The organism is Nocardia sp. CS682 (genome assembly GCF_004634405.1).
Lineage (GTDB): Bacteria > Actinomycetota > Actinomycetes > Mycobacteriales > Mycobacteriaceae > Nocardia > Nocardia ninae.
The window spans coordinates 911309-933010 of record NZ_CP029710.1; the positions used below are offsets into that span (position 1 = coordinate 911309).

General features: G+C 67.3%; 18 protein-coding genes. 7 read left to right on the forward strand and 11 right to left on the reverse strand.

All coding sequences use genetic code 11. The features are described from left to right. Positions 1 to 24 precede the first annotated feature (24 nt). A complete protein-coding gene (locus DMB37_RS03750; protein ID WP_135231478.1) occupies positions 25 to 1053 on the reverse strand; it encodes an RICIN domain-containing protein in 1029 nt (342 codons plus the stop codon). A gap of 700 nt (positions 1054 to 1753) precedes the next feature. On the opposite strand from DMB37_RS03750, the gene DMB37_RS03755 reads away from it, so the two are divergent. The 4 genes from DMB37_RS03755 to DMB37_RS03770 all read left to right on the forward strand — a co-directional run bounded on the left by DMB37_RS03755 (position 1754) and on the right by DMB37_RS03770 (position 6852). After that, positions 1754 to 3169: an FAD-dependent oxidoreductase gene (locus DMB37_RS03755; RefSeq protein WP_240772227.1), complete on the forward strand. Its 1416-nt coding sequence runs from the start codon at positions 1754 to 1756 to the stop codon at positions 3167 to 3169. Position 3170: 1 nt separating this feature from the next. Next, positions 3171 to 4190, forward strand: coding sequence for a Gfo/Idh/MocA family oxidoreductase (locus tag DMB37_RS03760; RefSeq protein WP_135231479.1), 1020 nt, complete (start codon positions 3171 to 3173; stop codon positions 4188 to 4190). Positions 4191 to 4228: 38 nt separating this feature from the next. Continuing rightward, positions 4229 to 5407 carry a hypothetical protein gene (locus tag DMB37_RS03765; protein WP_135231480.1) on the forward strand — a complete coding sequence of 393 codons (1179 nt, stop codon included), beginning with the start codon at positions 4229 to 4231 and terminating at the stop codon, positions 5405 to 5407. 113 nt (positions 5408 to 5520) lie between these two features. Beyond that, positions 5521 to 6852: a UDP-glucose/GDP-mannose dehydrogenase family protein gene (locus tag DMB37_RS03770; protein WP_240772228.1), complete on the forward strand. Its 1332-nt coding sequence runs from the start codon at positions 5521 to 5523 to the stop codon at positions 6850 to 6852. Between the two features lie 70 nt (positions 6853 to 6922). Here DMB37_RS03770 and DMB37_RS03775 read toward each other — a convergent pair whose 3' ends face one another. Both DMB37_RS03775 and DMB37_RS03780 read right to left on the reverse strand, forming a co-directional pair. After that, positions 6923 to 7927 carry an alpha/beta fold hydrolase gene (locus DMB37_RS03775; RefSeq protein WP_135231482.1) on the reverse strand — a complete coding sequence of 335 codons (1005 nt, stop codon included), beginning with the start codon at positions 7925 to 7927 and terminating at the stop codon, positions 6923 to 6925. A 49-nt stretch (positions 7928 to 7976) separates the two neighbouring features. Beyond that, positions 7977 to 9551 carry a carboxylesterase/lipase family protein gene (locus DMB37_RS03780; protein ID WP_135231483.1) on the reverse strand — a complete coding sequence of 525 codons (1575 nt, stop codon included), beginning with the start codon at positions 9549 to 9551 and terminating at the stop codon, positions 7977 to 7979. A 142-nt stretch (positions 9552 to 9693) separates the two neighbouring features. Here DMB37_RS03780 and DMB37_RS03785 point away from each other — a divergent pair, with 142 nt between their 5' ends. Further along, on the forward strand, positions 9694 to 10296 hold the full coding sequence (locus DMB37_RS03785; protein WP_206055175.1) for a TetR/AcrR family transcriptional regulator: 603 nt from the start codon (positions 9694 to 9696) through the stop codon (positions 10294 to 10296). Positions 10297 to 10309: 13 nt separating this feature from the next. Here the strand turns inward: DMB37_RS03785 and DMB37_RS03790 are convergent, their stop codons facing one another. From DMB37_RS03790 to DMB37_RS03825, 8 genes are read right to left on the reverse strand one after another with little or no spacing between them, the layout of a single operon-like run. After that, positions 10310 to 11113, reverse strand: coding sequence for an aminoglycoside adenylyltransferase domain-containing protein (locus tag DMB37_RS03790; RefSeq protein WP_206055176.1), 804 nt, complete (start codon positions 11111 to 11113; stop codon positions 10310 to 10312). A 48-nt stretch (positions 11114 to 11161) separates the two neighbouring features. Continuing rightward, on the reverse strand, positions 11162 to 12778 hold the full coding sequence (locus tag DMB37_RS03795; RefSeq protein WP_240772229.1) for an NAD(P)/FAD-dependent oxidoreductase: 1617 nt from the start codon (positions 12776 to 12778) through the stop codon (positions 11162 to 11164). Next, positions 12775 to 13404: an SRPBCC family protein gene (locus tag DMB37_RS03800; RefSeq protein WP_135231484.1), complete on the reverse strand. Its 630-nt coding sequence runs from the start codon at positions 13402 to 13404 to the stop codon at positions 12775 to 12777. Before DMB37_RS03800 ends, DMB37_RS03795 begins: the two co-directional genes overlap by 4 nt. A gap of 27 nt (positions 13405 to 13431) precedes the next feature. Further along, positions 13432 to 14985, reverse strand: a complete 1554-nt coding sequence (locus tag DMB37_RS03805) for an NAD(P)/FAD-dependent oxidoreductase (protein ID WP_135231485.1) — start codon at positions 14983 to 14985, stop codon at positions 13432 to 13434. Between the two features lie 28 nt (positions 14986 to 15013). Further along, positions 15014 to 16069 (reverse strand): alpha/beta hydrolase, encoded by a 1056-nt coding sequence (locus tag DMB37_RS03810; protein WP_135231486.1) that lies wholly within the window; start codon positions 16067 to 16069, stop codon positions 15014 to 15016. Continuing rightward, positions 16066 to 17607, reverse strand: a complete 1542-nt coding sequence (locus tag DMB37_RS03815; RefSeq protein ID WP_135231487.1) for an NAD(P)/FAD-dependent oxidoreductase — start codon at positions 17605 to 17607, stop codon at positions 16066 to 16068. Before DMB37_RS03815 ends, DMB37_RS03810 begins: the two co-directional genes overlap by 4 nt. A gap of 7 nt (positions 17608 to 17614) precedes the next feature. Then, entirely contained in the window at positions 17615 to 18475 is an 861-nt protein-coding gene (locus DMB37_RS03820) for an SDR family NAD(P)-dependent oxidoreductase (RefSeq protein WP_135231488.1), read from the reverse strand. Further along, a complete protein-coding gene (locus DMB37_RS03825; protein WP_135231489.1) occupies positions 18472 to 19329 on the reverse strand; it encodes an SDR family NAD(P)-dependent oxidoreductase in 858 nt (285 codons plus the stop codon). The genes DMB37_RS03820 and DMB37_RS03825 overlap by 4 nt, the downstream gene beginning before the upstream one ends. A 186-nt stretch (positions 19330 to 19515) precedes the next feature. On the opposite strand from DMB37_RS03825, the gene DMB37_RS03830 reads away from it, so the two are divergent. Together DMB37_RS03830 and DMB37_RS03835 are read left to right on the forward strand one after the other, a co-directional pair. Next, a complete protein-coding gene (locus tag DMB37_RS03830; RefSeq protein WP_167768723.1) occupies positions 19516 to 20190 on the forward strand; it encodes a TetR/AcrR family transcriptional regulator in 675 nt (224 codons plus the stop codon). 50 nt (positions 20191 to 20240) lie between these two features. After that, positions 20241 to 21689: an AarF/ABC1/UbiB kinase family protein gene (locus DMB37_RS03835; protein WP_135231491.1), complete on the forward strand. Its 1449-nt coding sequence runs from the start codon at positions 20241 to 20243 to the stop codon at positions 21687 to 21689. The last annotated feature ends 13 nt before the right edge of the window (positions 21690 to 21702 follow it).

A 21702-nucleotide genomic window follows, 5' to 3' on the forward strand; every position in this document is an offset into this window, starting at 1 on the left:
AGTCCGGCTACCGCAACCGCTCGGCTATGCGGGCGGAATCAGGTGGATCAGGAATTCCTGGTCTCGGGCGCCGGAACATCTGCCCTGCACGATCTCCGCGCCGTCGACGGTGTCCTGGTCACGTAGCGCCAGGCAGTGGTTGGTGGCGGTAGTGCGGATGCGAAAGCGTGCCGCGGTCGTCGGACCCGTCGGCTCTATCCGGAACTGCTGGGCGGGGTTGTCGTCGGCGCAGTCGTCCCGTGGCTCCAGCAAATTGTCGCCCGGCCCCTCGACCAGGACGGTGAGACAGCCGATGCCGTATTTCGCGTGGTGCCACTGGATTTGCACCACGCCCTCGTCGATCGGGTCGAGGTAGACGCGCGGCGACGACTGCGTGCAGGGGCGCTGGGCCGCAATGGCGGTCGGATAACGCTGAGTACGGTCGCGCCCCTCGGCCAGGCACAGTTCCGGCGTACGGGCAGGTTGGATGCGTACCCAACTCCCCACATCGGCGAGCGCCAAGCCCGCCACCGGCTGACTCGCCGTGGGCACCGTGTCGTCGCGGTTGTGCAACACGAGATCCTGCACACTCAGGGTGACCGCGACGCCGAGTACCACGGCCACCGCGAGGTTGACGAACTGCCACCAGCGCGAAAGACGCCGTCCCGGCCGGTCTTCCGAGGTCGCTACGACCGAGTCCGGCTCGTCGGCGGGAACACTCTCGGCGACTGCCCTGACCTGCTGCGACTGATCCAGCACCGCGATCCGCCTGCGGGCATCGAGCCACTTCTTCACCTGGTCGTCGTCCAAGCCACAGGCGTGGGTGAACGCGATGACGAATCGTTCCCTGGGCAAGGTGTCGCGCCCCAGCGTGGTCGCGATCGTGCTGGACGGAAGCACATCGCCGGACGCCGCGGCCTTGCCCTCCAATTGCCGGTAAGCCAACCCCGACCATGCCTTCAACAGCCGCAATGCGGTGATGAACTCCGTGGGAGAACCGACCCCTTCCGGCTCGGGTAGGTAGGTCGACGATAGGGCGGGTTCCCCCTCCTCGCGCTCCATAGCCTCCAGCATGGCAGAAGTTTTTCGAATCGGTATACCCAACTTCGACCGTCTCTAACGTCCCGAACCGATTGGAGCACAACAGATTGCACTGAAGTGCCTAGTAGCAGGTACTTGCTGTTGCTCAAATTCAGTGCACCACTTGTGTTTCCAAGACCCCCCATTCGGGGCTACCTACATAGCGTTGTCCGGCACCGTTTTTCACACGTACTTGTCGAGTACGAGCGGCCAGAGCCGGGCCGAACGTTCGTTCACGCCCGGATTCGGACAAGGGGTGTGCAACGCCGGAACCGCGGCTGCCGGAACCGGGCGTCGGTGCTGGTAGCCGGGGCAAGCCGAGGCGGCCGATGGATGTTCGAGCACGTTCACGAACATGCCCGATGTGTCCCGAACACGGCCTGAACAGCGCGAACGCTTGTCGGGCCGCAGCGCCCGCCGCAAGACTGAAACGACCAAACGCCGCTGCCATCCGCCCCGCCGGAGCTCGGATGTCGGAGGGATCTCGAACTCCCCGACGGAACCGCGCCCGCTGGACCACGGATATCCACCCCGGTCATCGGTTCACCCACGATGGGCCCGCCCGCGCACATTGCGGTCCGCGAGCAACAGCCCATCCCCACTCGAGCAGAAGACGTGCGTCTCACGGCGCTTACGGGCTATTCGGCGATGCCGCCTACTGCCCCAGGGGAATTCACCTAAAGGAGGGTCCTGAATGAATGCCCAGAAAAGTATGCCACCTGAATGGCAGGTCGTTGTTGTCGGGGCAGGCAATGCGGGTCTCTGTGCGGGAATAGCAGCGTTGCAGGCCGGCGTGAATTCGGTCGCCGTACTCGAGTCGGCGCCGAAAGAACTGCGCGGCGGAAACAGCGCCTTGACGAAGAGTGTGCGATTCCCCTGGCACGACCGGTCCTACATCGCCACCCTGCTCGGCGAGCCGGACGACCGCCGCGTGGATGACCTGCTGGCCGGGCGGCGCGAATACACCGAGGACGACTATCTCGACGACTGGCTCCGCGTCTCCGGCAGCCAAGTCGATGCCGCGCTCATCGAGTCCATTATTCACCGCGCCAACAACGCCATTACTTGGCTGCACGGCCTCGGCCAGCGGTGGGTACCGAGGAAGAATCCGCTGCCCGGCGACGTACCCGTGGTTTTCGATGGCGGCGGGCAAGCCATGCAAGAACGCAACTTCGAGCAGTACGAACGTCTCGGCGGTGTCGTCTGCTACGACAGTCCGGTGACCGGCATCGAGCCGGTCGGCGGGAAGTACCGCCTGCATGGTTCCGGCCCGGCGTTCCCCGTCGTCTGCGATGCGCTGATCCTCGCCTCCGGCGGATTCGAGGGAAACGCGCAGATGCGCGGACACCACCTCGGTGATCCGTGGCGAGAGGTGAAACTGCGCGGCGTGCCGTTCAACGACGGACTTCCGCTGGCGGCGGCCATCGCGGTCGGCGCGGATACCGCGGGCAACTGGCGAAAATGTCACACGACGCCGCAAGGCATCGGGCTGCCGAGTTACCTGTTGCCAGGGCAGATGTCGAGGTCGCATGAGCTGACGCGCTACGCCTTTCCGCACGGCATCGTCGTCAACCGATCCGGACGCCGATTCTTCGACGAGTGCGCCGAATACAGCAATCTGGCCTACGTCACGCTCGGGCAGAAGATCATGGACCAGCCGGGCAAGATCGCCTACCAGATCTTCGACAGCAAGGTCATCAATGCCGGGCTGCTGCCGGACAGCTATTTCAGCGACCCCGCGTCCATCATCACCCCGACCCTGGAGGACGGCGCCCGGCAACTCGGCATCGACGGCGGCCAGCTGCTCGATGAGGTGAAACGCCTGAACAGTGACCCGCAAGCGGTCACCCATCTCGACGCGCCGCCGTTCCTTTTTGTTCCGGTGGTCTCCGGATTGACCTTCACCTACGGCGGGCTCTCGGTGACGGAAAACGCCGAGGTTCGCGGCGGTGGCGAGCCGATCGACGGACTGTATGCGGCCGGCGTAATCGTCGGCGGACTGTATGACCAAGGCTATCCAGCGGGCACCGGGCTAATGGCCGGTGCGGTGCTCGGCCGTGCGGCCGGAACGCACGCCGCCGAGTACGCGCTTCGCGCCAGGGCGGCCTGACATGCGCATCGTTGTCATCGGCGCCGGAATGATCGGCGCACGGCACGCCGCGTACTTCGCGCAGGCGGGTCACCAGGTCAGCACCGTCGACCAGAAGGCTGCGGCGAACTTCGACCGATTGGCGCTGGTACCCGACCCGGCGGAGGTGGCGGCGTGGGTCGTCGCCACGCCGACCGCCACGCATCTGCCGGTACTCGGCGAGGTACTGAGTTACCAACGGGACGCCCGCATTCTGCTCGAGAAGCCGGCATGCTACCCAACGGAATTCGCCGATCTGACGCGCCTGGTCCGGCGGTATCCGCGCGCGCGGATCGTCGTCAACGACGTCTACGCCTACAGCGCGGCGGTACGGCGCTTCACCGAGTCGGTGCGGCGGTTCCGCGCATCGGATGAGATCAGGAAGATCACGATCGAGTTCACCAAGAACCGGGAGCGCGACGTCGCGAACGGCAGGTTCGTCGACACCGAGTACGGCGAGCCAGGTTACGAGTTCTTCCACATGCTGAGCATTCTGCGTTCGGTCCTGCCGGCCGACCAGTATCAGACCTACCTGCGCACGGTACCGATCTCGGTGACACCGGAGATGCGGGTGTGCACGTCGATACCGGGTTTGCCCGAGGTCGAAATCTACGCCTCGTCCAAAGGCGTGATCGGGTTCGCGGACCTGGCCGGTTTCGCCTTCTCCGGAGATGTCGCGAAGGACCACATCCAGCGTGCACTGATCCCCTACGGCGACGAGTTGCGCTACCGCTTCGCGGACGTGGAGTTCGCCTCCGGCAGACACGTGACCCTGGTATTCGAACCGCATTACGGCGTGGCGGTCGACTACAAGAACGAACACGCCGTCCATATCCGCGATGCCGCGTCGCAGCATCGGTTCACGGTCTCCGGAAACCATTTCAAGGAGGCGCTGCTCATCCAGTTGGATCTATTGTGCCGCACTGCGGTATCCACTCCCCCGCTGCGGCTGCCGGAGCATCAGTTCATGGCAGACCTCGGCGGTCAGTTCATAAAAGTTTAGAAAACGCGATCAATTCGCACGATTGAAAGAGATTCACCATGCAAACCTTCGAGGAAGTTTCGACACTGCTGCGCGTTGCCCCCGACATGCTGCCCGAGGTCACGGATGTGGAGTCGGCCCGCACACGGATCGCGACCGAGATCAAATCCGAGGAGTCCGCGTACGACTTGTTCGCGCAGGCTTGCCGATTCGAACACCCCTACACCGTGAGCTGGGTGCACCGGCCCGGCGAACGGTCGGCGTATCTGTCGCTGGAACTGGCCGCGGAGTCGCTGGACGACGATCGGCACCGGGCCCTGCTGGCCGGCGTCGTGCTGTCGACCTCGATGTCCATCCCCTACGACTATCGAGCGCACGCTGCCGAGGAACTGGTTCGGCTCGGGCTCGGCGAGTTCGCCGGCGCATTCCAGGAGGTCGTGGACTCCTACGAGCCGCTGCCCGCGCGCAGTCTCGAGGCGAAGATCAACGTGCCGACCGACGGCATCGATCACCTGTTCACCATTCCGGACACCGCCGAGGCGCGGATCGACCTGCTGATCACCGCGAGCAAGGCCAAGACTCTGGAGAGCCGGTACCTGCTCGCCGGGCGGGTGCTCGGGCACACCCGGGTGCCGGCCGCGACGTCGGACGCGGAACGGCTGATCGTGGAAGATGCGGGCACGACCATGATCGCCCCGTCGGACTACCTGGTGCCCTGGGACCAGGAGTTTCCCGGTCCGGACGGCGCCGGGATCACCCTCGCGGAGCTGATGCGCATCGTCCTGCTGTGCCCGGAGTTCAAACTGCCCGACGCCAAGGTCCGACCGATCCTGGTGGACTTCTACAAATCCGTGCTGCGGATCAGCGGCCGCTCGATCATCGGCCTCTCGGCCGGTGTCTTCCACGTCGAACACGGCACCCTCGCGACACCGTCCTACTACTACCAGGGTCGCGATTCCATTCTCGGCAAGGGTTTGGTGATCGACTGCGTCGGCGGTGCCATCCTGCAGAACGGTTCGTTCCTCGGCGGCGGGTTCATGCCGATCCTGATCCACACGCACAAGCACATTCGCAAGAGCGGTGGCTCCGGCGCCTCGGAACGCAAGACGATCCAGCCGTGCATCTTCGCCGCCGAGGCCGGTGCCCGATTCCCGATGGACGCGGTCGGTTTGTTCGAAACCGTCGACTATCTCGGAAAAGAGGCTCCGTTCAAGGGCATTCGAGCCATTCCGCTCTGAGCTCGCCCGTCCGTACTCCGCTTTACCCCTTAGTTCGTGAGATTTTCTCTGCCCGCATGCCCCGCGTGTCACTCGTTCACTGCTCGGTGCTGGGAGGTGAGAAGTACAAGGAGATGAATGCTGTGTTCAATACAACTGTCGCCGTGGTCGGCGCCGGCTACGTCGGACTGACGACGGCGGTGTGCCTGGCTTCGCTTGGCCATCGAGTGATCTGCGCGGATGTCGATCCGGCGAAGGTGAAGACATTGTCCGGCGGTGAATCCACCATCGCGGAACCGGGCATGTGCGAGCTCGTCGTGGACGGATTGGCCGCCGGGCGACTGAATTTCGTGCTCGGCGCCGGCGCGGCGGTCGCCGAGGCCGAGTTCGTCATCCTGTGTGTCCCGACACCGATGGGGCGCGATGGAGCGGCGAATCTGAGCACGCTCGAGTCCGTCGTGGCGGAGTTGCGGCACCAGCTGCTGCCCGGTTGTGTCGTGGTGAACAAGTCGACGGTGCCGGTGGGTACCGCGGTGCGGATCAACGATCTGATCGGCCGCGAGGATGTCACGGTCGTGTCCAACCCGGAGTTCCTCCGGGAAGGGTCCGCGATCTACGACTTCCTGAATCCCGATCGGATCGTGGTCGGTGCCGACGATCCGGACTCCGCCGAACGTGTTGCCGCACTGTACCGGCGGCTCGACGCGCCGGTTCTGCTGACCGGATCGGCGAGCGCGGAGATGATCAAGTACGCGGCCAACTGCTACCTGGCCACTCGCCTGTCCTATGTGAACGCCATCGCCGAGTTGTGCGAGTATCTCGGCGCGGACATCAGCGACGTGACCACGGGCATGGGGTACGACCAGCGGATCGGCAAGGAATTCCTGCGCCCCGGGCCGGGGTGGGGCGGGTCCTGCCTGCCCAAGGACACGGTGGCGCTGTTGCGGTCGGCGCAGACCGTCGGTTGTGAGTTCCCGCTGCTGCGGGCCGCCATCGACACCAATACCCGGCAGCACGAGCTGGTGGTGGACAAGGTTCGCCATGCGGTCGGCGGCGGCTTGGCGGGGGTCCGAATCGGCATGCTGGGGTTGACGTTCAAGGCGGGCACCGATGATCTGCGGGATTCGCCGGCGTTGGCGATCGCGCAGCGGCTGGTCGCCGAGGGCGCGGACTTACGCGCTTACGACCCCAGCGTCCGGAAAGCGGTACCGGGCAGCACCGATGGCCTGCGGGTCATGGAGACCGCGTACCACGCGGCACACGGTTCGGCCGCGATCATGGTGCTCACCGAATGGCCCGAGTTCCGCGACCTGGACTGGAAGCGGATGGCGGGCTTGCTGGTCGGCCGCTCGGTGATCGACGCCCGCAATCACCTGGACCCGCTGGTCCTGCACCTCGCGGGACTGTCCTGCGAACGTGTCGGTAGGGGGAGTCCGAAGCTGTCCGATCTGGATCTCGCGGGCTGACGTGAAAGGGGATCTCGCGGGCTGACGCCAAAGGCCCGGAACCGCCCTGGTTCCGGGCCTTTTCGCGCTGTCAGCGCGCTCGCTCGAGGAATGCGGCTGTGGCGGAGGCGATCTCGTCGGGATACTCACCGTTGATCGCGTGTGAGGCGTCCGGGTAGACCCGCACGGTGGCGTCGGCGAGCACGGACTCGGCCCGCCGAGCCGCCGCCGCGCTGTCGTGCATCACCGACCGGCCCGCCAGCAAGACCAGGATGGGCATCTTCAGGCTCTTCAGCTGGTCATCGGAGAACTCCGTCGGCGCGGGCAGGTGCAGCGCGTAGGTCTGCATGCCGGCCTCGATCATGTCCGCGACGGGGACATCCTCGACCGGCGCGCCGCCCGCGGTCCAGCTGTTGAAGTCGTCGCGCCAGCTCTTCGGGGACCAGCGCACGGAGGCCGGTATCGACCGGATGATCGTGCGAAAGGGCATGCCCGCGAACGTCATCGCCGGATCCAGCAGGATGACGCCGGCAATCTTGTCCGGTTGCCGGATGGCGAGATTGGTGGCCGTCCAGCCGCCGATCGAGACCCCGAGCAGGTACAGCTGTTTCTCGGGCAACTGCCGCAGGGCCTGGTGCAGCCAGCGCGCTTGGTCGTCATCGTGCTCGATCGGGCGGGTCTGGATGCTCGCGCCGGGTTCACCGAGCAGGTCGATGGCGTAGACGGTGCGCAGCTTGGTCAGCGTCGGCAGGTTGTCCGCCCACATCGGGGTGGCGGCGGCGCGTCCGGGCAGCAGCACCAGTGGGGGCGCGGTCGGGTCGGCGCCGTCGAAGCGGTACACCCGGACCACGCCGTAGTCGGTCCGCAGATCGAGTGTCGCGTTCGGTGCAGGCAAGTCGCGCATCGCACGCGTGTAAGCGTCGAAGAATCGGTCGTGGCCCGCCGCGGAAGTGAAGTGGCCGACCGGGGAGGTGTCGCGGACCGCGAGCCAGGCCACCAAGCCGAGCGTGAGCACTCCGGCGGTGATCGTCAGCAGTCGCCGCTTGCCCCACCGCGACCGAGTTGTGTTGGGCGCGAGTTCTTTTTCCTCATTCATCGAGCACCTTCCCGATAGGGCCGTTGGCGGTTCGGAGCACCGGATTGCGTCACCGGTGTTCGAGGCGATTCCAGAAGTCGATGTGGTGTCCGGCGTCGAAGTCGGTGGGTCCGATCCCGCCCGGCCCGGGGGCCAGCGACTGGACGAACGGCCGCTCCCCCGCGACCGGTGCCCACGCGGGCCGGTTCGGGACAGCGGGCACACCGCCGTGCGCGAACGCCGACCAGTAGTCGATCATCGCATCGGCGAGCTCGCGTTGCGCGTCATCGAGGCCGCGCGCCAGACCGGGCAGGTCGAACAGGTAAGCCAATTCGGAGCCGTGGTAGGCGCCGTACGGAAATGCTGCGGCGGGCAGGTCCGTGAACTGCGGTGGCGCCGGGTCGGCGAACTCGTAGGCGAAGACGGTGGCCGACCGGGCCAGGGCGTCGCGTGCGTTCCTGGTCGGGTACGCCCACGTGCGATCGGTGTTGAGCTGGGCCAGCGTGTTCGCGTTGTCGCCGGACTGCGCGGGATAGGCGGCGGCCACGGCGGCGGCGTGGCTGCCGAAGTCGGCGTCGAGCACTCGCCGGTATTCGGCCGCGGTCAATGGTGACGGCACCGTACCGACGACCGACACGCGTGCCTCGTCGCGATTGTTGCCCAGGATGATCGGCATGCGCGCGAATCGGCCCTCGCGCAACGCGATTGCCGGGTGTTCGGGTAGCAGTGCGTTGCCGTAGCTGGGGCTGAACTGTGTCTGGCCCGCCAGCAATCGGTCGGCCAGGGCACGCCGGAGGCAGGTGAGGTCGGCGCCCTCCGGCGGGCAGCCGACGCTCTCGGACAATACGCGACCCTGCTGTTCGGCGTATGCCGGAGTATCGAACGCGGTGCTGCCGGTTCCGTCGGCGGCGTAGGGCGGCCACTCCGACATGCAAGTCCCGCTCTGCATGATGGCCTTGTGGAACAGACCGGTCGCACCGGGCGAAGTGAGCTGCACGCAGGTGCTCATCGCGCCGGCCGACTCGCCGAACAGGGTGATATTGCCGGGATCGCCGCCGAATGCCGCCGCGTTGGCCGCGGCCCAGCGCAGGGCGAGTTGCTGGTCCTGGAGTCCGAACGTGCCGCCGTCGGCCATGCCGGGTAGGCGCAGGAAGCCGAAGACGCCGAGGCGATAGTTGGCGGTCACCACGACCACGTCACCCTGGCTCGCCAGCCGGGCCGCGCCGTACTCGGCCGCGTTGCCCTGATAGAAACCGCCGCCGTGCAACCACACCATTACCGGTCGCGGACGGGTGGGTTTCGCTGCCGGCGTAGTGACGTTGAGGTAGAGGCAGTCCTCGGATTGCGGTCCCTCGGACGGATCGGCCGGATTCTGCATGCACAACGAGCCTGGCGTGGTCGCGTCTCGCTCCCCCGTCCAGGCCGGTGCGGGTCGCGGTGGCTGCCAACGCAATTCGTCGACAGGGGGCTGCGCGAACGGAATCCCCTGAAAGAGACGATGGCCGGAGTGCACCGTGCCGCGAACAACGCCACCCGTCGTATGCACTACCGCCGGGTCGGCTCGGTCCTGCGCACACGCGGTGAGCAGGACTGCGATCAGCACCGCGACGAGCGCGCAGCTTCCGGCAGCGAGACGTGGCTTCATCGGACGGCCTCTCGTGATCCGGCTGACCTCGGCCGGCGGTCGGGCGCCTGTCCAGTACAGGCTTACTCCAAAATAGGACACTACTGTCTCATTAACAACCGCATTCGTCCCATCGATTCCTTGGGGGTGCTACTGTTCGGCCATGGTCAGCCGCGGGCACGCCGACGCGACACACGCTCCGTCCAGCGGCGCTCGGGGCCGCACTCGGACCGCCATCATGACCGCCGCGCTCGCGGCGTGGACGCGCGACTTTTCCGCCTCGCTCACCGACATCGCCGATCGTGCCGACGTCAGCCGGAGCACCCTGCACCGCTACTTCCCGGAACGGCAAGATCTCGTCGATGCCGTCCTCATCGATTCGTTGCAGGTGGTCGATGCCGTGGCCACAGCGGCGAACGATGGGACCCGCGCCCCGCTCGACCATCTGATCTACCTGTTGCGGTCCCTCATCGAAGTCAGCGACCGCGTGGTCTTCCTCTTCGCGGACCCACGCCGCTTCGCGGGCAACCCGCACTGGGGCGATGCGAACGATGCGAGCGTGCGGACGCTCATCGCCGCCGCGCAGGCCGAGGGCACGCTCGACCCCGAGTTACCGACAGAGTGGATCGACGGGGTCTACAACGCGCACATCTTCCTCGCCGCCGAAGCGGCCCAGCGCGGCACCGCGCCCTCACATGCGGTCGCGGACAACGCGATTCGCTCTTTCCTCGGTGGTGTAGGCGTTCCGCGGTCGACCCAGCCGTAAGCACTCGGCTGAATCATCTTTCGGTCGCGGCCTTTTCGACCTGTCCGCGCACCCATGCCAGGAACGTCTGCACGTCGGCGGTGGGTAGCGTCAGTGCTGCGGTGCGGGGGCGCTGAAAGCTGCGCAATGCGGCCTCGATGAGGACCCGGAAGTCCGCCTCGGATTCCATGATCAGCTGGGCGGCCGCGCTTTTAGCCAGCCATCGGCCGGTACGGCAGAACGCCACCGAGCGGCAGCCGTTGAGCACCTGGTTGTCGCTCAGGTGCCCCGCCCCCGTGGCGTGCTCGCGGACCGAGGCGAGCAGCGCGGCGAAAAGGTCGCGCGGTGCGGGTGGTGCGAGCACCTGCCGCACCGGGCTGCCGTAGAGGAGACAGCCCGACTGATAGGCGATCGACCGATCGATGACATACCAAAAGTCCGGTGATTGCGTCGGATCGAAGCCGGCCCGATTCGACAGCAGCGGACCGGTATTGAGATCGAGCAGATACCCCGCTGCGGCGGACGGCTGGGCGGCGAAAGTGGCGTCGTAGACGACCAATTCGAGCCCGGCCGCAGGACACGGCAAGGCAGGGTGCGCGAGCACTTCGGCCAGTTCGCGTAGCGCAGATCCGGGCAGCGAAGGGTCGACCACCAGGATCACGTCGATGTCGCTGCGCCCGTGGCGGTAATCCGCCAGCGCGATGGATCCGACCGCGAAGGCGCTGCGCAGCCGCGGCCCGCAGGTCTTGTGCGCCCGCCGCACGAGCTCTGCCAGGTACGGACGCACCTCGGCGGGCACCGCGGGTGGGTCTACGAGAGCCATGCGGTCAGTATCCATCAGCGCTCCTCCGCCCAGCCGTTGGGCGGGCGGAGGAGCGCGGTCGGGCTACCCGAGTTCGGCGTCGGCCAGCTCGACCGGCGAGGTGTCGATCGGGTCGTCGTACCGGACGGCATGGCGGTAGCTGTAGTCGTCACGGTCGAAACGGACGGCCTTGCGGTAGGTCTTCAGCAACGACCACGGACGGATATACGGCGACTTGCCTTGGGAGTTGACGAAGTAGCTGTTCGACCCCTCGCAGCGGGTTTCCAGGTAGTACGACAGATTCCGGCCGCTACGCAGCATCTCCTGATGGAACCGCTCCTGCGCTTCGGGCCGCACCTCCACCGTGGTGGCGCCGCGCCGCCGGGTCTCGTCGATGACGGTGGCGATGTGGCGCATGGCGTTCTCCACGAAGTAGTGGAACGCGGTGCCGGTCCAGGAGTAGGGGCCGATCATGATGAAGCGGTTCGGGACGCCGGCGACGGAGGTGCTGTAGTACGCCTTCAGCTCCTCGGTGTTGTAGAAGACGCCGAGGTCGAATCCGTCTCGGCCGATGACGGTTCCGGGTTTGTAGCTCTCCGGGTCGGAGAACACCTCGTAGCCGGTGGCCAGCACCAGCGCGTCGATCTCCCGCTCGACGCCGTCCGCGCTGCGGATGCCGTTCGGCTGGATCTCGGCGATGCCCGCGGTGATCAGCTCGACATTGTCGCGGTTGAGCGTCGGCAGGTAGTCGCCGCCCGCACCGCCGCGGATGCACACGATCCCGAAGCCGGGCCGCAGCACGCGGCGGGTCTCCTTGTCCTTCACCTTGATTCGCAGCCACCCCGCGTAGGCTGCGCGTCCGACGGCGTCGACCAGGCGGGCGCCCATTTTCCACAGCGGCGCGGGCGTGAAGACCGCGATGCGCAACATCGTGTCGATGACCGTCTGGGCGATCCCGTTGACGGCAGCGGATCCGCCGGGCAGGGCGAGTAGCCGTTGCATCCACGGGCGCAGGACGAAGTCCGGCTTCGGCAGGTACACCTGCGGCGTGCGTTGATAGATGTCGAGCCGGGCGACCTGCGCGGCGAGCTTCGGCGCGATCTGCATGGTGCTGGCACCGACGCCGATGATGGCCACCCGCTTGCCGGTGAAATCGAAGTCGTGATTCCAGTGGGCCGGGTGCATGGAAACCCCGGTGTAGTCGCCCAATCCGGGGATGTTCGGCTCGGTCTTCGGATTGATGTAGGCGCCGACCGCACTGATCACGAAGCGCGCGGTGATCACCTCGCCGGTGTCGGTGTGCAACCGCCACAGCGCATGGTCGTCGTCCCATTCTTCGCGAACGATGGTGGTGTGGAAGCGCATTCGGCGCGGTAGGTCGTGCTCGGCGGCGACCTCCTCGAGATACTGCAAGATCTGGTCGCGTTTGGCGAAGAACCGGTCCCAGTCCGGTTTACGCGCGAAGGAGAATTGATAAGTCGTACTGGGGATGTCGCAGCCCGCGTCGGGGTAGCTGTGGCTGTACCAGGTGCCACCGAGCCCGCCGATCCGGTCCACGATCAGGAAGTTGTCGATCCCGATCTCCTGCAGCTTCACCCCGGCACAGATGCCGCCGATGCCCGCGCCGATCGCGACGACCTCGTACTGGGGCGTCTGCACCGCGTCCACGAATTGCGCGGCGATACCGTTCGTTTCGGTCACTGGACACCCTCCTCGGCACGATGGGCACTCGGTCGGTCCGCGGTCCGGCCGTTGGTGGCGATGTCGCGCGGCGGCTGACCGGTGCGCACGACTTCGGCGACCCGACGGCGAAACAGCGGTCCCAGTCCGGCGATTCGATAAGCCGTCCGCCAGAGCGGTGGGAACCAGGTCGCGAAGCGCAGCGGCAGGCGCGGGGTGACCGCGACTGTCCACGCCACCTTGGTCTGATCGGCACCGACGTCGTCGAAGGTCATGTTCTCGGCGTACTGGCGGACGAGCAGATACTGCAGCCAGGTGGCGCTCACCACGCCGAAGGTGATGCGGCGGTTCGGTTCGTAACGCCAGAACCGCTCGCGTTCCACCCACAGGACCCGCAGCGGCGCGAAGACCGAACCCATCTCGCGGATCACGCCAACGCCGCGAGCGGGCGAGTCGTACCGCACGCCGGTACGCGGAATCGGCAGCCACCGCCACGCGTGCTCGTCGTCCAGGGCGGTCCACACTGCCCATCGCGGTGCGTCGAAGACCCCTTCGACGGTGAAAACCAGTGCGGCGGTGTCGAAGACGGAATCGTCGACGGGCTGTACCGCGGGATACTGCTTGTGTAGGAACGAGGTGATACTCAAGATCGTCTCCGATTCGTGTAAGGGTGCTCAGCGGGCGACGGCGTGCCGGGGCGCGGCATCCGCGTCGACCGGCCTGGTGGTCGTGTACCGGTAGTGGTCCAGCGGGAAATGCCGGTTGCTCCAGTACATTCCGAGCTGAGTGGTGGCCCGGAAGGCCGGACCGTCGCCCTGGTAGTTGATGTAGTAGGTGCGTGACTCCGCGCAGCCCTGCTTGAACAGGTAGGTGTTCTTGTTCCGGGCATACATTCGGGTGAAGTACTCGTCGTGCGGTTCCCGGCGGATCTCCGCGCGGGTGGCTCCCCTGCGCAACGCCTCACCGATGACCCGTGCGCTGTGTGCCGCCGTGGCTTCGATGAGCGGGATCACCGAACCCGGGGCGTAACCGTAGGGCCCGAAGATGTGGAACATATTGGGGAACCCGGGCACGGACACACCCTCGTAGGCCTGATACCTGTTCGTGTCCCAGAACTCGCCCAATTCTGTTTCGCCGCAGCCATACACGGGGTACGGCGGGGTCGCGCCACGGTCCATCACCTGGAACCCGGTGGCCGTCACCACCAGATCGAACTCGCGATGCACGGCGTCCTCGGTGACGACGCCGCGCTCGGTGAACCGCTCGATCGCCGTGGTGACCAGGTCGACGTGCGGCCTGGTATAGGTCTTGAAGTAGTTGTTGGAGATCGACGGCCGCTTGCAGCCGAGCCGATAGGTGGGCGTGAGGGCGCGCCGTAGCGTGCGATCGCGGACCTGGGTGAACAGATAGGCCTTCAACGCCACTTCGCCCGCGCCGAGCACCGCGGAGGTGAGGCGCGGATAGTCCGACAGCGCGAGCCCGACACCGAGGAAGGCGTTGACGGCGACATTCCCGATCAACCGAACGGCCTGCTGGGCGGGCGGCAAGTCGAGTACCCGGTGGCTCAGCCTGCCCAACGGGAAGTCCGGCTTGGGGGCCACCCAGATTGCGGTGCGCTGGAACACGGTCAGCTGCTCGGCCTGCGCGGCCAACTGCGGAATCACCTGCAGGGCAGTGGCTCCGGTGCCGATCACCGCGACGCGTTTGCCGCGATAGTCGTAGGAGTGGTCCCAGCGCGCGGTGTGCATGAGGGTACCCGCGTAATCGCCGATGCCCGGAATCGCCGGCGGTTTCGGCTGTTCGAGCGCGCCGACCGCGCTGACCAGGAAGCGTGCGGTGATCTCGGCGCCGTCGGTGGTCCGCACCCGCCACAGGTCGGCCGTCTCGTCGAACCGCGCCTCGGCCGCACCGCACCCGAGCCGGAGCTTGCCGCGCAAACCCTGCCGGTCCACCACTTCCTCGGCATAACGCTGGATCTCGTTGCCGGGGGCGAAGAATCGGGACCAGCGCGAGCGCTGCTGGAAGGAGAAGTTGTAGATCGGCGACGGAACATCCACGGCCACACCGGGGTAGGTGTTGGCGTTCCAGGTACCGCCGACGCGGTGCCATTTGTCGATGATCAGGAAGTTTTCGATACCGGCGCGGCGCAGCGCCGCCCCGGTGCCGATACCGCCGAATCCCGCGCCGATCACGAGCACGTCGTGCTCGGGAATGCTGGTGGAGCTCATGGAAACCTACCCGTGGTCGTGCGGCGGGTCATGCCGCGGTGGTCTGGTCGGTGGCCCGGCTCGCGGTCGACGCGTCGAGCACGCGGCGCAGGAACGCACCGATCTCGGCGATGGCCGCGCGCGCGTCCGGCAGCAGGTCCGCGCCCGCGTGGAAGACATGGATGGCGTTGTCCCAGATCTGCAAGGTGTGCGGCACACCGGCTTGGGCGCAGCGGCGGGCGAGCGCCTCCGAATCCGGCAGCAGCACTTCGAGATTGCTCACCTGGATCAACGTCGGTGGCAGGCCGGCGAAGTCGTGGTTCACCGGCGACCAGGCCGGGTCGAGCACGCCCTCGCGGGCGAAGCCGAGCAAAGCAGGCACGGCGAGTGCCCGCGCCGACAGCAGCGCGTCACGCCGATCGTTCGGATGCCCCCGCCGGATGTCCGGGTCGAGATCGGCGAACGGCGCGATCGCCGCGATGGCCGCGGGCATGGGCAGCGCCGAGGTCCGGGTGGCGAGCGCGGCGGCGAAGGCGATGCCGCCGCCCGCCGAATCACCGGCGAAGACAATGCGTTCGGCGGCGAACCCGCTGCTCAGCAGGTGACGATAGGCGGTGATCGCGTCGTCGACGGTGTCGGTGATATGCCCCTTGGGCAGCTGCCGATAGTCCACGTTCAGCAGCGCGACGCCGGCCGAGCGGGCGATCCGAGCGGCGAGCCTGCGATGACTGTGCAGGCCACCGGCCAGGAACCCGCCGCCATGGAAGTACAGGATCGCCGCACCCTGTTCGGTGTCGTCGGGACCGAGATGGTCGCGGTGCCAGAGCCATTCGGCGCGGAAGTCCGGGAACAGGACGGCTCGGCGCTTGGTGCCGCGAGCAGGCCGCAACGGGATCGCCAGCAGGTCGGCCAGATTGGCTATCCGGAACGCGCGGGTGCCGCGCAGCGCGGCCGACTCAGCGAAGACGCAGAGGATGTCGACGGCGGGCCGCAGCGTGCCGCGCAGCAGCGCGTGCGCCAGGCGCAGCCGCAAGCTGGCCCGGCTGGCGAACTCGACGTGCACGCCGTCGCGGGTCGTGGTCAGGGCGAGCGGCGCGGCGGTCATGCCGACGCTCCCGCCAGCGCAGGCATTTGGTAACGGTAGTCGTCGAGCGGGAAGCGACGGCTGCCCCGGCGCGCCTCGAAGAACCCCGAGGGCCGGACATAGGTGCTGTCGCCCTGCGAGTTCCGGTAGTAGGTCGGGACATGACCGTTGAGGTCGGCCAGGTAGTAGCGCAGCGACTCGCCCCTGCGGTGGATCTCGCGGTGGTAGGCGTCGGCCGCTTCCTTGCGCACCTCACACCACACCGCACCGCGACGGCGCGCCTCGCCGATGGCGCGCACCGCATGGTCGGCGGTCATCTCCACGAAGGCGTGCCAGCCCGAACCGGTCCACGAATACGGGCCGACCAGCGTCCACCGGTTCGGCAGACCATGCACCGAGACGCTCTGGTAGGCCTGTAGACCTTCTTCGTTGTAGAACTTGGCCAGGTCGAAACCGTTGCGGCCCAGCACTGTTCCCGGTCGATAGGTCTCCGGGTCGGAGAACACTTCGTAGCCGGTGGCCAGGATGAGCGCGTCGAACCGGTGCAGCGCCTTGTCGTCGGTGCGAACCCCGGTCTGCGTGATCTTCTCGATCGGCGTGGTCACCAGCGCGACATTGTCCCGGTTGTAGGCCCGCAGATAGCTGTTGGACAGGGTCGGGCGCTTGGCCACCAGACCGAAGTTCGGGGTCAGCGCCGCTCGCGTGGTCGGGTCGGTGATCACGCGCGCCAGGTAGCGCCGGTACAGCGCCTGGCAGACGGCGTCGAAGCGGTCCATCACCGGATGCACCACGCCGCCGGGCAGGCCGACGATGGCGCGCAGCGCCAGATCGACCACCACCAACGCACCGCCGTGCAGCATCGGCTGGAGACCGGGCACACCCAGAACCCGTTGCAGCGCAGGGGGAATCCGGAAGTCCGGCTTGGGCAGCGACCACACCGGCGTGCGCTGGAAGACGGTCAGCTGCCCGACCACGGGCGCGATGGACGGAATGATCTGCACCGCACTGGCACCCGTGCCGATGATGCCGACCGTCTTGCCGGACAGGTCGTAGTCGTGATCCCAATCGCTGGGGCGCAGGACCTTCCCCTTGAACGACCGGGTACCGGGGATGCCGACCTCGTCCTTGGGGCGGACGAAGGCACCGACCGCGCTGATCACGAAGCGCGCCGTCACCACCGACCCGTCCGTCAGGCGCAGTTTCCAGTACCCGGAGTCGTCCCACTCTTCGCGATCGACCTCGGCGCCGAAGCGCACCCGCTCGCGCACCCCGAACCGGTTCGCGACCTCGACGTGATACTGCTTGACCTCCGGCCCCAGCGGAAACACCCGGCTCCAGCTCGCCTTGCGGGCGAAGGAGTACTGGTAGGCCAGGGCCGGAATGTCCACGCCCAGACCGGGGTAGTGGTTCTCGTGCCAGCTGCCACCGACCTCGTCGGAGCGCTCCAGCACGATGAAGTCGTCGATGCCCGCCTTGCGCAGTTTCACCCCGGCCGCGATGCCGCCCGGGCCCGCGCCGATGACGGCGACCTCGTAGCGCGGCTGTGCTGTCTCTTTCATGGCTGTCTCACTTCGTGATTCGGTTCAGCAACGGCTGAATGCGGGGTAGCAGCTTGTCGGCCAGATCGAAGGACCCGATGCTGCCCACCGTGCGGATCAGGCCGGGCGACAGGCGGAACAGTCCGTAGCCGAGCCAGGCCTCGGGATTTACCGGCACAATCGCCCGATTCCGGCGGATCGCGCGCTCGATGGCGCGCGCGACCTTGTCCGGCCCGGCAAACGACAGGCCCTGTACCCGGCCGATGTCCGCGCGCCAGGCCGCCTGCTGATCGGCGTCGAGGCCCGCGCGCTCACCGTGGGCGAGCAGGTCGGTCCGGATGGCGCCGGGACAGATGGCCGTGACGCCGATCCCCTTGGGCCGCAACTCCACCCGCAGCGCCTGGCTGGCCATCAGCACCGCGGCCTTGGCCGCCGCGTAGGCGGGGATGTACTTGGCCGGGAAGAACGCCGCCCCGGAGGACACGTTGACGATGTGCCCGTCGATATCGGCATCGATCATCTGCCGGGCGAACACCCGCGACCCGTAGATCACGCTCATCAGATCGATGTCGACGGTGCGCTGCCACTGTGCCGCACTGGTTTCGTAGAACCCGCCGGTATCCATGACTCCCGCGTTGTTCACCAAGACGTGCGCAGGCCCGTACTCGCCGCGCACCCACTCGGCCAACGTGTCCCATTGCGCTTCGCTCGCAACATCCAGCCGGTAAGGATGACCGCGCCCACCGGCGGCGACGATCTCATCGGCCACCGACTGCGCGGTGCGCTCGTCGATATCGGCCACTACCACTCGATATCCGGTATCCGCGAGCAGCAGTGCGGTCTCGCGCCCGATGCCCGCGCCACCGCCGGTGACGATCGCTGTTCTCATCGCCGCCCACCCAGCACTCGATCCGACAACTGAACCGCGCGCTCCGCCAACGGCATTCGGGCCAGTCCGACGATTCCGCGGATGAGCCCCGGCGACAGGCGCGCCAGATACCAACCGGCCCAGGCTTCGAGGCCGACCGGCACGGTGGCGAGGTTCCAGCGCACCGCCCGCTCGACCGCCGCGGCGACCCGGTCCGGGGAGCGGCCGAAGATCCGCTGCCCGCGCGCGAGTTTCGCGGCCCACTCGGCGCCGTGCCGCTCGTCCGTGCCCGCCCGGGTTCCGTTGGCGGACAGCTGCGTATCGATCAGCCCGGGACACACCGCACTCACTCGGATACCGCGGCCGGCGAATTCGGCTCGTAGCGCCTGCGTGCCCAGCCACGCACCGGCTTTCGCGGTCACGTACGACGGCGCCAGCGGACTGGGCAGAAAGGCGCCGACCGAGCAGATGTTGACGATGGCGCCGCGCTTGCCCGCCTCGGCCATCTGCTGCACGAACAGCCGCGAACCCAGCAGCGGACCCATCATGTTGACGGCGATCATGCGCCGCCAGTCGTCACCGGTCTGCTCGAGGAAGCCGCCCGAGATCAAGATGCCTGCGTTGTTGACCACCACATCCGGGACGCCGTGTGTCTGCGACACCTGCGCGGCGAACACCGCCAGGTCGGCGGCGTCGGCCACGTCGAGCGGGTAGTACTCGGCCTGCCCGCCCGCCGCACGGACCAGCCCGGCCGTTTCCTTGCCACCGCGTTCGTCGATGTCGGCGACGATTATCGTCGCGCCGCGCTTCGCGAACCGCACGGCGGTTGCCCGGCCGATCCCGCTACCGGCCCCGGTCACCACCGTCACGGTCATGATCGGCAACCTCGTCGTGCCCTGGCGAACAAGGGGAAATGAATCATGCCGCGACTCCTGTGTCGTCCTCGGCCGGAACAGCCGATCGAGCAGCGATCAATTAACCGACGCTGATGTCACTAAAAGTAAACTGTCTCAGACAGAAGCGCAAGAGTTGGTCCGCCGCCAGGGCATACGATGTGCTGGATGACCGAAGCAGCCAAGCGCGGCCGCGGGCCGGGCAGGCCGCGCGACGAACAGAACACCGAGCGACGCAGGCGCGAGCTGATCGCCGCCGCCTACCACGTGTTCACCACGAAGGGCTACGCCGCGGCGTCGACCGCGGACATCACCGCGGCGGTCGGCATCGGCTACGGCACCTTCTACCGCTACTTCGACAGCAAGCGGGCCATTCTCGACGAGGTGGTCGACTACGGCCTCGATCGGATCCTCACCGAGATCGCGGACGACGTGTTCGAGCCCGCCTCGATCGAATCCGAGATGACCGTCGACCGGCTGGTCCAGACCTGGTCCGGCGCCGTGGACCGGATGTGCCGGATCGCCGAGTCCGACCCGGCCCTGATGCAGGCCATGCTGTTCGAACTGCCCGGCATCGACGACGAACTCAACACCCGGCTGATCGGGCTCGGCGGCATACTCGCGGCCGCGGTCGAGCGCTTCCTGTCCCGCGCCGTCGACGCCGGTGTCCTGCGCGCCGACGTGAACACCACCGATGTCGCGTGGATGCTGATGGCGCTGACCATTCCCCCGGTGATGCGCACGCTGCAAGGCGGCGGCGAGCTGGACCGGCGCAGGTACACCGACACCGTGCTGGCCGTGCTCACCCCCGGCCTGCGCGGCGCCGAGCCAGCGGCGAATTAGTCGACGCAGGCGTCTGCTAATCTCGGCCGATCCCTGCGGAAGGGCGTTCGATGGCGGAGCAGATACCCACCTCACGGGTGCGGCGCGGCGCCGTGTTCGGCAAACTCGTTGCCGGACAGGCGGTTCGCGGCGCCGGCGTCAAGCTGTCGATGGTCGGTGACACCGACGCGGAGCGGATCGCACGCACCGAACGCGCCCTCGCCGACGCGGCCGAGGACATCGTCACCGTGCTCGGCAGCATGAAAGGGCTGGCCATGAAGGCCGGCCAGCTGCTGTCGATGTTCGATCTGCTGGCCGCGTTCGGCATCGAGACCCTGCCCGCTGCCCAGCGCGAGCGATTCCAGCGCAAGCTCGCCGCCCTCTACGACCAGGCCCCGCAGTTGCCGTTCGCGCGGATGCGCACGGTCATCGAGGCCGACTACGCCCGCCCGATCGGCGAGGTGTTCGCCGAGTTCGAGTCCGAGCCGATCGGCGCGGCCTCGATCGGCCAGGTCTACCGCGCGCGGCTCACCGACGGCCGCGCGGTGGCGGTCAAGGTGCAGTACCCGGGCATCGACGTCGCGGTCCGGGCCGATCTGAAGAACCTGAGCCTGGTCATGCGGATGCTGCGCACGGTCGCGCCCGCGATCGCCGACCACGCGCTGTTCCGCGAGCTCACCACGCATTTCGCCGACGAGACCGACTATCGCGCCGAAGCCGAGCACCACCGGCTCGTCGCGGATATCTACCGTGACCATCCGTTCATCCGCATTCCCGAGGTGGTGACCGAGCTGTGCACGGCACGGGTGCTCGTCACCGAACTGGTGGAGGGTCTGAGTTTCGACGAGATCGTCGCACTGCCCGATCCGGAGCGTGACCGCGTCGGCGAGATCCTGCACCGCTTCTACCTGGGCACCATGGCGCGGGAACACTGCTTCTCCGGCGATCCGCACCCGGGCAACATCCTGCTCGCCGCCGACGGCAAGGTCGCCTTCCTCGACTTCGGCCTGTTCAAGCACATGGACGAGGCCGCAGTCGACTTCGAATTGGACTGTGTACGGGCCGCAACCGAGTACCGCGGCGCCGACCTGCGCGCGCTGCTGGTGGAATACGGTGTACTGGAACAGGATTCGCTGGCCAGCGCGGAGGACTGCCTGCGCCTGGTGCACGAGGTCTCCGGCTGGCTGCTCACCGACGCCGAGATCCGGGTCGCCGAGGATGCCGCCGCGCACGCCGTGCTCACCTTCGTTGACCCGCGCCGCGGCTACTTCGACCGCTGGAGGCGCGAATACGCGCCCGCCGAACACGCTTTCGCGCGCCGGGTGGAGTACGGCACCCTCGCCCTGCTCGGCAAGCTCCGCGCCAGCGGCAACTGGCACCGGATCGGCCGCGAATGGTGCTACCACGAACCACCCCGCACCGAACTGGGCGTGCTCGAACATGATTGGCTGACCCAGCGGAACAGGTCGGCGGCCGACGGTGCGCTGCCGGTCGCGGGAACCGCCGATCCGTCCAAGTGAAGGGAAGTCGCAG